The sequence below is a fragment of the Aquirufa sp. genome (assembly GCF_044377215.1).
GTDB lineage: Bacteria > Bacteroidota > Bacteroidia > Cytophagales > Spirosomataceae > Aquirufa.
The window spans coordinates 1-12,674 of the sequence record NZ_JBILJM010000049.1; the positions used below are offsets into that span (position 1 = coordinate 1).

The 12,674-nt window shown below is 42.5% G+C and carries 16 protein-coding genes; 4 read left to right on the forward strand and 12 right to left on the reverse strand.

Annotation, left to right across the window (positions count from 1 at the left end):
• The 6 genes from ACIQ6T_RS10775 to ACIQ6T_RS10800 form a co-directional block, all read right to left on the reverse strand.
• Positions 1–862: NADH-quinone oxidoreductase subunit F (locus ACIQ6T_RS10775; RefSeq protein ID WP_395786260.1), on the reverse strand; the 862-nt coding region annotated here is incomplete at its 3' end.
• Positions 863–869: 7 nt separating this feature from the next.
• The gene (nuoE, locus tag ACIQ6T_RS10780) at positions 870–1,355 is read right to left on the reverse strand and encodes an NADH-quinone oxidoreductase subunit NuoE (protein WP_395786262.1); all 486 of its coding nucleotides are present in this window, start codon (positions 1,353–1,355) and stop codon (positions 870–872) included.
• 3 nt (positions 1,356–1,358) lie between these two features.
• Complete coding sequence (locus ACIQ6T_RS10785) at positions 1,359–2,594, reverse strand: NADH-quinone oxidoreductase subunit D (protein WP_395786264.1); 1,236 nt, start codon at positions 2,592–2,594, stop codon at positions 1,359–1,361.
• A gap of 9 nt (positions 2,595–2,603) precedes the next feature.
• Positions 2,604–3,104 carry an NADH-quinone oxidoreductase subunit C gene (locus tag ACIQ6T_RS10790; protein ID WP_395786266.1) on the reverse strand — a complete coding sequence of 167 codons (501 nt, stop codon included), beginning with the start codon at positions 3,102–3,104 and terminating at the stop codon, positions 2,604–2,606.
• Positions 3,105–3,108: 4 nt separating this feature from the next.
• A complete protein-coding gene (locus ACIQ6T_RS10795; protein WP_377983561.1) occupies positions 3,109–3,660 on the reverse strand; it encodes an NADH-quinone oxidoreductase subunit B in 552 nt (183 codons plus the stop codon).
• Between the two features lie 46 nt (positions 3,661–3,706).
• Positions 3,707–4,075: an NADH-quinone oxidoreductase subunit A gene (locus tag ACIQ6T_RS10800; RefSeq protein ID WP_395786268.1), complete on the reverse strand. Its 369-nt coding sequence runs from the start codon at positions 4,073–4,075 to the stop codon at positions 3,707–3,709.
• Between the two features lie 208 nt (positions 4,076–4,283).
• On the opposite strand from ACIQ6T_RS10800, the gene guaB reads away from it, so the two are divergent.
• Positions 4,284–5,753 carry an IMP dehydrogenase gene (guaB, locus tag ACIQ6T_RS10805; RefSeq protein ID WP_395786270.1) on the forward strand — a complete coding sequence of 490 codons (1,470 nt, stop codon included), beginning with the start codon at positions 4,284–4,286 and terminating at the stop codon, positions 5,751–5,753.
• A 33-nt stretch (positions 5,754–5,786) separates the two neighbouring features.
• On the opposite strand, the gene hemE is transcribed toward guaB, so the two are convergent.
• Positions 5,787–6,818, reverse strand: coding sequence for a uroporphyrinogen decarboxylase (gene hemE / locus ACIQ6T_RS10810; RefSeq protein ID WP_395786272.1), 1,032 nt, complete (start codon positions 6,816–6,818; stop codon positions 5,787–5,789).
• A 148-nt stretch (positions 6,819–6,966) separates the two neighbouring features.
• Positions 6,967–7,323 carry a four helix bundle protein gene (locus tag ACIQ6T_RS10815; protein ID WP_395786274.1) on the reverse strand — a complete coding sequence of 119 codons (357 nt, stop codon included), beginning with the start codon at positions 7,321–7,323 and terminating at the stop codon, positions 6,967–6,969.
• 229 nt (positions 7,324–7,552) lie between these two features.
• Between ACIQ6T_RS10815 and yihA the strand changes: the two genes are divergently transcribed.
• The 3 genes from yihA to ACIQ6T_RS10830 are packed head-to-tail and all read left to right on the forward strand — an operon-like array spanning position 7,553 to position 9,200.
• Positions 7,553–8,170 carry a ribosome biogenesis GTP-binding protein YihA/YsxC gene (yihA, locus tag ACIQ6T_RS10820; RefSeq protein WP_395786276.1) on the forward strand — a complete coding sequence of 206 codons (618 nt, stop codon included), beginning with the start codon at positions 7,553–7,555 and terminating at the stop codon, positions 8,168–8,170.
• Positions 8,171–8,201: 31 nt separating this feature from the next.
• Positions 8,202–8,702: a DUF5606 domain-containing protein gene (locus ACIQ6T_RS10825; RefSeq protein WP_395786278.1), complete on the forward strand. Its 501-nt coding sequence runs from the start codon at positions 8,202–8,204 to the stop codon at positions 8,700–8,702.
• 9 nt (positions 8,703–8,711) lie between these two features.
• Positions 8,712–9,200 carry a GNAT family N-acetyltransferase gene (locus tag ACIQ6T_RS10830; protein ID WP_395786280.1) on the forward strand — a complete coding sequence of 163 codons (489 nt, stop codon included), beginning with the start codon at positions 8,712–8,714 and terminating at the stop codon, positions 9,198–9,200.
• A gap of 54 nt (positions 9,201–9,254) precedes the next feature.
• Here the strand turns inward: ACIQ6T_RS10830 and ACIQ6T_RS10835 are convergent, their stop codons facing one another.
• The 4 genes from ACIQ6T_RS10835 to plsY all read right to left on the reverse strand — a co-directional run bounded on the left by ACIQ6T_RS10835 (position 9,255) and on the right by plsY (position 12,574).
• Entirely contained in the window at positions 9,255–9,581 is a 327-nt protein-coding gene (locus ACIQ6T_RS10835) for a c-type cytochrome (RefSeq protein ID WP_395786282.1), read from the reverse strand.
• 94 nt (positions 9,582–9,675) lie between these two features.
• On the reverse strand, positions 9,676–10,500 hold the full coding sequence (gene murQ / locus ACIQ6T_RS10840) for an N-acetylmuramic acid 6-phosphate etherase (RefSeq protein ID WP_395786284.1): 825 nt from the start codon (positions 10,498–10,500) through the stop codon (positions 9,676–9,678).
• 3 nt (positions 10,501–10,503) lie between these two features.
• The gene (locus ACIQ6T_RS10845) at positions 10,504–11,901 is read right to left on the reverse strand and encodes a dipeptidase (protein ID WP_395786286.1); all 1,398 of its coding nucleotides are present in this window, start codon (positions 11,899–11,901) and stop codon (positions 10,504–10,506) included.
• Positions 11,902–11,935: 34 nt separating this feature from the next.
• Entirely contained in the window at positions 11,936–12,574 is a 639-nt protein-coding gene (gene plsY, locus ACIQ6T_RS10850) for a glycerol-3-phosphate 1-O-acyltransferase PlsY (protein WP_395786288.1), read from the reverse strand.
• Positions 12,575–12,674 lie beyond the last annotated feature (100 nt).

Consider the following 12,674-nt stretch of genomic DNA (forward strand, 5'->3'; position numbering starts at 1 on the left):
CGGAAGATCCTCCTGCCACAACAGCTTTTAATTTATGTCCTTCACGGATGCCTCCGCAATATTCGTCTGAGTAGATAAATTCCTCTACGGTAATTCCTAACGGAATTTCATAAACACCAGGTTTTTTGATATGACCTGATGCTGAGATTAATTTAGTTCCTGTACTTCTTCCTACCCCAATCGCCGCATACGCATCTCCTCCGTTATTCACGATCCAAGAAGTTGCTGCAATGGATTCTACGTTATTCACGACCGTTGGGCATTGCCACAAACCTTTGACCGCCGGAAATGGTGGCTTATTTCGTGGATTTCCACGCTTACCTTCTAATGATTCCAACAAAGCTGTTTCCTCACCACAGATATACGCACCGCCTCCTGGCTGCACAAAAAGGTCTAAATCATAGCCAGAACCTAAAATATTTTTTCCTAATAATCCTTTGTCGTACGCTTCCTGAATGGCTTTTTCGAGAATATTAATGACATACATTAACTCGCCACGCACATAGATGTAGGAAGTATTTGCTCCCAAGGCAAAGCTGGAAACGATCATTCCTTCGATCAAGGTATGAGGCGTTTTCCACATCAAATAATGATCCTTGAATGTACCTGGCTCCGACTCATCTGCATTGCAAACTAAGTAACGAGGGACACCTTCTGGCTTCGCCAAAAACGACCATTTCATACCCATAGGGAAACCAGCACCACCGCGACCACGTAAACCTGATTTTTTAACTTCTTCCGTTACCTCATCTGGCGTCATCGTTTTGATCGCTTTCTCCACCGCCTTATAACCCCCATTTTTCATGAAAACGTCGATCGTCTCAATTCCAGGTACGTCAATATGTTGCGTTAATATCTTCATCCTCGGCTTATTTGCTTAATTCATCAATAATCTCATCCACTTTCTCATTTGTCAAATGCATGTGGTACTTCTCGCGAATTTGGAATACAGGACCCCATCCACAAGCAGCTAAACATTCCACTTCTTTAATCGTAAACTTCCCATCTTTCGTCGTCTCGCCGGTTTGGATTCCCAAACGCTTTTTCAAGTGGTCATATAGTTCAACACCACCCATGAGGCAACAAGGACCAGTCCGACAATACTCAATCACATGCTCGCCCACTGGCTCTAAGTGAAACATCGTATAGAAGGATGCGACCTCATATACTTCGATCGGGCTGATCGAAAGCAACGCTGCCACATAATCCATCACGGCTGGAGAGCACCATTTCCACTCCGCTTGCGCGAGGTGAAGGATGGGCAAAATGGCCGACTTCTGTTTCCCGTCCGGGTAGCGTGCAATAATTTTTTTAATTAAATCCAGCGTTTCTGCTGGGAAAACAATGTTGCTCATGTCTTAAGTATCTAACTCTCCCGCAATAACATTCATAGACGACATCGTCACAATGGCATCCGATAAACTAGTTCCTTTGATCATCTCAGGGAACGCTTGGTAATAAATAAAGCCTGGTCGGCGGAATTTCAAACGATACGGCGTCCGTCCTCCATCTGAAACCAAATAGAAACCTAGCTCGCCATTTCCTCCTTCAACCGCGTGGTATACTTCACCCACTGGAGCATCGATTTCACCCATCACAATTTTAAAGTGATAGATCAACGCCTCCATGTTGTGATATACATCCTGCTTTTCTGGCAAATAATAATGTGGCGCATCCGCATGATACGGACCTGCAGGCAAATTATCCATGGCTTGTTGGATAATGCGTAAACTTTGCCACATCTCCTCTTCACGAACTAAGAAACGATCATACGTATCGCCCTTTGTTCCTACGGGAACATCAAATTCGAAATCGTCATACGAAGAATATGGATTCATCGCACGCACGTCATAATCAACACCGGCAGCGCGCAAATTTGGCCCTGTAAATCCGTAGTTTAACGCACGCTCAGCGGAGATGCCACCCACGTTTTGCGTACGATCCATAAAGATTCGGTTACGCATCACTAAACCTTCAAATTCCTTTAAGGCAGCTGGTAATTCTTTCAATAACTTCTGGATTTTCTCTATGGCCACAGGCGTAAAATCACGCTCCATACCACCAAAACGACCCATATTGGTTGTCAGACGTGCACCGCACATCTCCTCATAAATCTCATAAATAAATTCACGCCACTGGTACACATATAAGAAACCTGTTAAGGCTCCCGTGTCTACCGCAAGAATCGAATTACAAACAATGTGATCCGTTAAACGCGCTAATTCCATCATGATCACACGCATGTATTGCGCACGCTTAGGAACTTCAATGCCCAATAATTTCTCAACCGTCATGTGCCAGCCCATGTTGTTGATCGGCGCGGAACAATAGTTCATCCGGTCCGTCAGGGTGGTGATTTGGTAGAAAGGGCGACGCTCTGCGATTTTCTCAAAGGCGCGGTGTATGTAACCTACCGTTTGTTCTGCGTCCACAATTGTTTCTCCATCCATCGTTAAAATGTTTTGGAAAATCCCGTGGGTTGCAGGGTGTGTAGGCCCCAAATTCAGCGTAGAAAGCTCATTTACATAAGGACCGCCTTTTTGCGTCTTATCTAAACCAACGTTGGGGTTTTGTACTAAGGCTATTTCAGACATGTCTAGTTATTATCGTCCAAATAATTCATCAATTTTATCGTGACGCGTAGCATCCTCTAACGGATACTCTTTACGCATCGGATGGTAATCCATCTCATCCATATTTAGGATACGTGTCAAATTCGGGTGACCATCAAATATGATCCCGTAAAAATCAAAAGCCTCACGTTCCATCCAATTTGCCGCAGCATATAAATCGGTAATCGTTGGGAAATGTGGTGCTTCAATAGGCGCATACGTCTTAATCCACAGACGCACATTATTCTCCAAACTATGCAAGTGATAAATCACCCCAAGTTCTTGCCCCTTCGCATCTGGAAAATGAATTCCTGCCAAATCCGTTAAAAACTGGAATTTGAACGTTGGGTGTGCATATAAAAAGTGAATCATCGGAACGATGGTCTCCACCGTCGTAGTCACTTGTAAAATCCCATGCGATTCGCCTATGCCAAAAACGGCATCTGCCCCAAATTGAGCAAGTAGCGCATCTGTGATTTGTTGGTTTTCCATGTTATTATTCGATACCGTATGAGGCCAGCAACGCCTTGTACTCAGGCTCGTTTCTGCGGCGTGTAGTTTCTTTTTTGGCTAATTCTTGGATTTGCATAAAGCCATCTAAGATTTGCTCAGGACGTGGTGGGCAACCAGGCACATAAACATCCACTGGTATTATCCGGTCAATTCCTTGCAAAACTGAATAGGTATCAAAAATACCACCTGAGCAAGCGCAGGCACCTACGGATAAAACCCAACGTGGTTCAGCCATTTGTAAATAAACCTGCTTAACGACTGGCGCCATTTTTTTTGAAATGGTCCCCATCACCATTAATACATCAGCTTGCCGCGCAGAAAAGCTCAAACGCTCAGCACCGAACCGGCCGATATCATAATGAGATGCCATGGTGGACATAAATTCAATCCCACAACATGAGGTAGCGAAAGGTAATGGCCAAAGGGAATTGGCACGTGCTAGGCCAACTAAACTATCTAAACTTGTTGCAAAAAAACCTGCACCCTCTATTCCAGGAGGCGCTTCTGCGACGTTTACTGTTGATGAATCACTCATATTACTTAGTTGTTGAACTCATAAAACAAACCTAAATCCGGATTGTTTATTTCTCCCACTTTAAAATTCCTTTTTTGATAACGTATATAAAACCGATTAACAACAAGCCCATAAATACAAGCATATCGTAAAATCCGGTCCAAGATAATTCTTTGAAATTAACGGCCCATGGATACATAAATACAATTTCGATATCAAATAGGACGAACAAAATGGCTACCAGGAAATACTTAACCGATATCGGCGTACGCGCATCCCCCACCGACTCAATACCACACTCAAATGTGTCATCTTTCTTAGCCGAATGCCTTTTCGGGCCCAACGTATGTGTGGCCACCATCGTGGCAACAATAAAAGCTAATGCAGCAAGTAATTGAACGAATACGGGAAGAAAGTCCTGTGGTTGATAATTCATATAAGGCCTACTAAAATGAAGCCGCAATTTACGCACAGAAATCTAAAATAGAAGAATTTTTCACAAAAATACTTTGGTAAAAATCCATAAAATATAGTGTCAACTTTCATTAAAATGATTTTTCACCCAGATTGCTCAAAATCCGAAAAAAACCTGTAATTTTGTCCGGCAAATAAGAGTAGTTACATGCTCCATATCTTTATTTGCTATGCTTGATTCCAATAAATTTCTTTTTGAGGCCTTAACGTACGATGACGTATTGTTGTTGCCCGCGTATTCGGAGGTTTTACCTAGAGAGGTAAGTACACAATCACGCTTGACGCGAAACATCTCCTTAAATATTCCCATCGTTTCAGCTGCGATGGATACGGTGACAGAAGCAGCTCTGGCCATTGCTTTAGCGCAAGAAGGGGGAATTGGTATTATTCACAAAAACATGACGATTGATCAGCAGGCTGCACAGGTTCGCAAAGTAAAGCGATCTGAATCCGGTATGATCATTGACCCTGTTACGTTAAAAGACGATCAAACTTTGGGTGATGCGCAACGCATCATGAAAGAATTTAAAATTGGCGGTATTCCTGTGATTGACGACAATGGTCATTTAGTGGGGATTTTAACTAACCGCGATTTGCGTTTCCAAAAGCAAACATCGCGCCCGGTGGCTGAGATAATGACCAAAGACAATTTGATCACGGCCAAAGAAGGAATCAGCATGGAAGAAGCTGAGAGCATATTGCAAGAATATAAAATCGAAAAACTTCCGATCATTGATAAAAACAGCAAGTTGATAGGTTTGATTACCTACAAAGATATATTGAAGCGTAAGTCTCACCCATTGGCATCCAAAGATTCCTTAGGCCGTTTGCGTGTTGGAGCAGCGGTGGGCGTCACACCTGATTTACTCGATCGAGTACAAGCTTTAGTGACTGTGGGCGTTGACGTTATCTCCATTGACACGGCTCATGGGCATTCCAAAGGGGTAATCGACGCATTGAAATCGGTCAAAAAAGCATTTCCAAATTTAGATGTTATCGTGGGTAATATTGCCACGGGAGAAGCAGCCCTTGCCTTGGCGAAAGCGGGCGCAGATGCGGTCAAAGTGGGTGTGGGACCAGGGAGCATTTGTACGACGCGAATTATTGCGGGTGTGGGTATGCCTCAATTAACGGCCGTTTATGAAGCAGCGAAGGCATTAGCGAAATTCGATGTGCCGGTTATTGCGGATGGCGGAATACGTTATTCGGGGGATGTGGCCAAAGCAATTGCTGGTGGAGCAAGTACCGTGATGATTGGGTCCTTATTAGCGGGTACGGATGAAGCACCTGGTGAGATGATTATTCTGGAGGGACGTAAGTTTAAATCTTACCGCGGCATGGGTTCTTTAGAAGCGATGGAAGATGGATCGAAAGATCGTTATTTCCAAGATGCGGAAGATGATATTAAAAAATTAGTTCCGGAAGGTATTGTGGGTCGTGTACCATTCAAAGGTTCGGTGACTGAGATTTTATACCAAATGGTTGGCGGATTAAAGGCCGGTATGGGTTACTGCGGAGCTTCTTCGATTGAGGTGATGCAGCAAGCCAAATTTGTGAAGATTACATCAGCGGGTGTGAAAGAAAGTCATCCACATGATGTGAGTATTTCTAAGGAAGCTCCGAATTACTCGGTTAAATAAATGATAAGGCCTCGTTCATCGCGAGGCCTTTTTTTATGCTTGGTAATTTTGAATCGTATCCACGAAACATTGAACCTTATCAGGATGAATGTCCGGATAAACTCCATGTCCTAAATTAGCAATATACCGCTGCGTTCCAAATGCCTTCAACATCGCCTTCGTTTCCGCCTCCACTGTTTTGAAATCACCATATAGCGCGCACGGATCTAAGTTGCCTTGTAAGGTTTTAGTTGGCCCAACTAATTTCCTAGATTCTTCAATATCCATATTCCAATCCAATCCGATTGTCGCGCAGTTTAATTGCGCCATTTCTTCGCGAGCAAAAAAGGCTCCTTTGGCGAATAATGTGACTGACACTTCTGAGATTGCGTCGCAAATTTGCTTGAGGTATGGCGTCGAAAACGCACTATATTGAGCTGGGGATAGGATCCCTGCCCACGAATCAAATATTTGAAGTAAGTTAGCCCCTGCCCCCACCTGTGCTTTCAAATAGGCAATGGTCGAATCTGTAATTTTTTGCAACAGGGCATGCGCTAACGTAGGATCTGCGTATAGCATTTTTTTCGCTTGGGAGAATGTTTTCGAACCTTTTCCTTCGACCATGTAGCAGAAAATGGTAAAGGGTGCACCGGCAAAGCCAATTAACGGAACGCGTCCAGCTAATTCTTTTTTGACGATTTTGATGGCGTCCAATACGTATTTTAAATCTTCTTCGGGATTTGCGTCTCGAATTTTGGCTAAATCTGCTTGGGAACGAATCACCTCTGGAAAAACCGGTCCTTTTTGTTCCTCCATCAAATAAGGCAAGCCCATCGCTTCAGGAACAACGAGGATATCGGAAAAGATAATCGCAGCATCAACACCAAACCGGTCGACCGGCTGAATCGTAACTTCCGCGGCCATTTCAGGATTCGTAGCTAGGCCAATAAATGAACCGGCTTTTGCACGTACTTCTCGGTACTCAGGTAAAATCCGTCCTGCTTGTCGCATCACCCAAACAGGGACACGTTCTACAGATAAGCCTTGCGCGGCACGAAGCAGGAGGTCGTTTTGAAGTTTTTCCATATCGAGCACAAAGGTAAGAAAAATAGTGGTCAGTGGCTAGTAGTCAGTAGTTAGTAGTCAGTAGTTAGTAGTCAGTAGTTAGTAGTCAGTAGTTAGTAGTCAGTAGTCAGTAGTCAGTAGTCAGTGGTCAGAGGTCAGTAACCAGTGGTCAGTAATCAATTTTCAGAGATTTAGATAAACCAAATAGCATTTTACCAATTTCATCTAGTTGACTACAATATTGTTTCATCTCAAGATCCGAAAAGTATCCGAGTCTAAACCCAAGAAATAGCATTGATTTTACTTCGCTACATGAACCTTTGGCGATGTATAAAAATCTATTAAAATCTTTATTTGTGGATCTTTCAAAACCTTCAGCAATATTATTTGAGATTGAAATAGACGCACGTCTAATTTGATTAGAATAACCAAAATCTGGATGTTTTTCAAAATGCTTATAAATCAAAACCGTAATGTCAATGGACTTTTGCCAAACAAGTAAATCTTCAAATTTTATAATTTTCATAGGTGGATAGGAATTTTATTTCCTAAAAAGCATCTCAAAACTTTAATTCGCAAAGTCTTCCCTAATAATTAATTAAGAAAATCAATTACTTCATAACGTTTAAGCACAGTTTACTGTTTACTTACCACTGATTATTGACTACTAACTACTGATCACTGACTACTAACTACTGACTACTAACTACTGACTACTAGCCACTGACCACTATTTTTCTTACCTTTGCCCCACCATGGCCCAACTATCCGCGCGCTTTATTACAAGCAACACCGATTTTAAGAATTGCCCACCCGCCCGCTTCCCTGAATTTGCCTTCATCGGCCGATCAAATGTGGGTAAATCTTCTTTGATTAATTCGCTTACCTTCCACAAAGGCTTGGCGAAAACATCACAGACTCCCGGTAAAACCCAACTCATCAATCACTTCATGATTGACGATAAATGGTACTTAGTCGATTTGCCAGGCTATGGTTTTGCCAAAGTAAGTAAGGAAAAGCGCAGGGACTTCGAGAAAATGATCTTTGATTATTTGACCAACCGCGCAAGTTTAACCTGCCTATTTGTATTAATTGATATCCGCCTAAAGCCACAAGCTGTGGATATCGAATTCATGAATCGTATGGTCGAGGCAGAAATACCTTTTTACATTGTTTTTACTAAAGCCGATAAACTGTCGCAAAAACAAGTGAACGAAAGCGTAGATGCCTACACGAATTTCTTACTTGAAAGTTGGGACGAACTACCTAAATTCTTTATTACCTCGGCTGAAAAACATGTAGGTCGCGAAGAAATTTTAGCTAGCATTGATGAATTAATTAAATCATCTCCCTATAAAGTAGGTAAATCTTAATACTTTTGCCCCCATCATTAGCTAAACATACATGGAATTATTGAATGAAGTTGCCCACATCTCTGGTAAACCAGGGTTATTTAAAGTGTTAAAGCCAACAAGAACCGGTGTAATCGTTGAAACCCTAGACGCTGCCAAACAAAAGTCGGTGGTTAGTGGCCAAACACGTATCTCTGTATTGAAAGACATCTCGCTTTATTTGGCAGAGCACCAAGACAGCACACTTCCACTAGCGGATTTGTTTTTACAAATCCACGCTAAATTCAATGGAACTCTTCCTTTAGAACCTAAAAAAGCGAACGATACCGAACTATATTCCGCCCTTGGGGAAGTAGTTCCTAATTATGACGCTGATCGCGTTTTCGCTTCCGATATCAAGAAAATCCTTAATTGGTACCTAATTTTATTCACATTCGTTCCCGAACTTTTCCCTGCCAAAGCTGCTAAAGCACCTAAAGCCGAAAAAGAAGAAAAGGAAGTAAAAGAAGTGAAAAAACCTGCCGCGAAAAAGGCCGATAAAAAAGCTAAGTAATTCCCGCACATGCAGGAGGCTATCCAAATACGAGCCATTGCCCCAGAAGACAATCGCGCACTCGCGCAGGTCATTCGAACAGCCTTGGCTGAATTTGGTGCAAATAAACCGGGGACAGTCTATTTCGACCCAACTACAGATGCCTTGTATGAACTTTTTCGTACGCCAGGCTCAGTCTATTTTGTGGCCATACAAGCAAATCAGGTGATTGGTGGCTGTGGAATTTTCCCCACAGAAAATCTGCCAGAAGGCACCTGCGAACTCGTTAAACTATACATTGATAAATCCGCCCGTGGACAAGGATTAGGCAAATTACTCCTGGAAAAGTCCATGAACTGGGCAAAAGATAATGGATATACCCACGTCTATCTGGAGTCCATGCCCGAACTATCCAAAGCTGTATCCATCTATAAAAAATTGGGATTTATGGACCTACCTGGGCCATTAGGCAACAGCGGCCATGATGGATGTGACATCTGGATGCTCAAAACCTTATAAATAAAAAGACCCCGAATTTCTTCGAGGTCTTTTTATTTGAAAGAGTTTAAATTCTTATTTCAACGAATTAATGTACTTCGCTAATTTCACCGCATCTTCCTTCGGAACATTGGTCATTGGCGCCATTGGTGGATAACCTGGCCAGTTGGACGGCTGAGGTTTTGCAATTAAGGCAACGATCTTATCCACGGAATATTTCTTTTTTGCCACATCCTTATAAGCAGGGCCCACTAAACGCGCATCCACTTTATGACAAGCAAAACACGTATATTTTTGCATTAATGGCTTAATATCAGCCGGAAAATCTTCCGCCTTCGCTTCGAAACCAAAGGCAACAGCAGCTAACGCCACAGACATAATTAATTTAGAGTAAGTTTTCATATAGTATAATTCGTTAAACACTCAGGCCTAAGCCAATTTAATTGATAATCAAGTTGAAATCTGAATCGCAAATTAATAGATTAAATCTAATTTGCTATCCCTTTTTTACAGAATCCACGGCATTTCGTACACTTCCATGGGTTTCAAGTAAATTAGCTGCAACTTCTTCAGTCACACCCGTCGCCTCACAAACCATGCGAATCGCACGTAAAACTAATTTGTGATTGCTCAATTGCATATCCACCATCTTATTTCCACGCACCTTGCCCAACCGAATCATCACCGTCGTCGAAAGCATATTCAACACTAATTTCTGTGCCGTTCCCGACTTCATGCGCGTACTTCCCGTGACATATTCAGGGCCAACCAACACCTCAATGGGGTAATTAGCTTCTGCCGCAATCACACTACCTCCATTGCAAACAATACAACCAGTCAAAATTCCGCGCGCATTTGCAGCTTTTAAACCACCAACCACATAGGGCGTTCGACCAGAAGCCGCAATCCCAATCACCGTATCCAAAGGACCAATGCCAAACGCTTCCATATCTTTCCATGCCTGATCCGGATCATCCTCCGCATTCTCCACCGCCTTACGAATTGCTCCATCCCCCCCCGCAATAATACCAATCACTAAATCAAATGGAACACCATACGTAGGTGGACATTCAGAAGCGTCCACAACTCCTAGTCGGCCTGAAGTGCCCGCACCAATGTAAAACAAGCGTCCCCCTTGCTCCATCCGAGGTACAATTTGATTGACCAAAGCCTCAATGGCTGGAATGACTTTTTCAACAGCAATAGGCACCGTCTTATCCTCCGCATTCATTTGACGCAAAAGCGTGTCGACCGATTGCTTATCTAAATCTTCATAATGAGAAGCAGATTCTGTTGCCAACAAAGTTAAATTTTCAGCCATATGTTAGTTGGATAATTTTGCCAAATTCGCAAAGAAATGAGGAATCGTTTCAATTCCTTTATAAAAATTAAATAAGCCGTAATGCTCGTTTGGCGAATGAATCGCATCCGTATCTAAACCAAATCCCATCAGTATCGACTTAATACCCAATTCCTTTTCAAATAAGGCAACAATAGGAATACTGCCCCCTCCACGTGTAGGAACTGGATCTTTCCCAAACGTCGTCGCTAATGCATCTGATGCCGCTTGAAACGCAATGCTATCGGTTGGCATTAAGTAAGCCTCTCCACCATGATGTGCTTTAACTGTCACTTTCACCCCTTTTGGCGCAATCGACAAAAAATGCTTCGTAAACAATTGCGTAATTTCTTCCGAGCGCTGATTAGGCACTAAGCGCATGGAAATTTTCGCATGGGCCATCGATGGCAAAACCGTCTTGGCTCCCTCACCCGTATACCCACCCCAAATACCATTCACGTCTAATGTTGGCCGAATTGAAGCACGCTCAATCGACGAATACCCTTTTTCACCATAAACCGTTTGGATCCCTAAATCTTTCTGATACGCATCCAAATCAAATGGGGTCTGTCCCATCGCCGCTCGATCTGCTGCACTCAGATCAAGTACTCCATCATAAAATCCTGGAATAGTGATGCGATTAAATTCATCGTGCAGCGAAGCAATCATTTGGCATAAAATATTAATTGGATTCGCAACCGCTCCTCCATATACGCCAGAATGTAAATCACGATTAGGCCCTTGAACCGATACCTCCATGTAACTCAAACCACGTAAACCCACATCGATCGACGGGGTATCATTGGCAATAATGGCCGTATCTGAAATGAGAATAACGTCAGCGGCTAGTAATGCTCTGTTTGAGGAAACGAATAAACCTAGATTATCAGATCCTACTTCTTCTTCACCCTCGATCATAAATTTAACGTTGCAGGTCAACTCACCGCTGGCATGCATCGCCTCGAAGGCTTTGATGTGCATGAAAACTTGACCCTTATCATCACAAGCACCACGAGCGAAAATTTTCCCGTCTTTAATAATTGGCTCAAATGGGGGATTGTCCCATAAATGTAAGGGATCAGCTGGCTGGACATCGTAATGGCCATAAACCAAAACAGTAGGCGCAGCTGGATCAATCATTTTCTCCCCATAGACAATTGGAAAACCAGCCGTCTCTTCCAAACGCACATGATCAGCTCCTACTTTACGTAAACTTTCAGCGACCCATTCAGCCGTTTGACGAACTGAAGTTGCATATGCTGGATCAGCAGAAATGGATGGAAGACGTAAAAATTCAAGTAATTCTGCCAAAAAACGATCGTGATTGGCCTGTATAAAATCTTGTGTATTTTTCATGGGTTGTCGGCGGAATTCAATGTACATTCCATCAACAAATATAAAAAAATAAAATCAAGCTTTACTTCTTCGCGGGGATAAGGTACATGCGATTTTCTGTACCTTGAAAAATTCGAACAATGTTCATTCGATGCGTAAAAACAACCAACGCGGCAATGAAAATACCAAAGTAAATTATCGCAGGTTCCACAGGTCCAAAAACACCTAAACTAAGTAAAATCGGAAACAAAATAGAGGCAACCATTGACCCGAGGGATACATAATGAGAGATTCCAAAAACAACTAAAAATATCAAAATACTGGCAATTGCTGCTTCTGGGTGCAAAGCTAGCACCATACCCAAGGTTGTTGCCACACCTTTACCTCCTTTGAAATTACAAAATACGGGAAGCAAGTGACCGATGATCGCAAGGAAACCGAAAAATATTTTAAGCATCACACACGTTTGCCAGTCGACCTGGTGCATGTAAAACAAAATAGAAGCTAGACTGGTAGCCAAAAAACCCTTGAGTGCATCTACAAATAACACAATAGAACCTGCTTTTTTGCCTAATACACGAAAGGTATTGGTCGCACCCGCATTTCCACTCCCGTGGAGTCTAATGTCAATGGCATGATACGTATTTCCATACCAAATAGCCGTGGGAATAGATCCTAGTAAATAACTCAATAAAGAAAGACCGGTAATAATTAAAATCATAAATCGGCAATAAAATCGCTATTTAGCGTCAATTCAAATATAGGTTGCTAATCTGCCAAAATCAAGAAGTTCAAAAAAGTTCTTGAAAAGTTTAAATTTT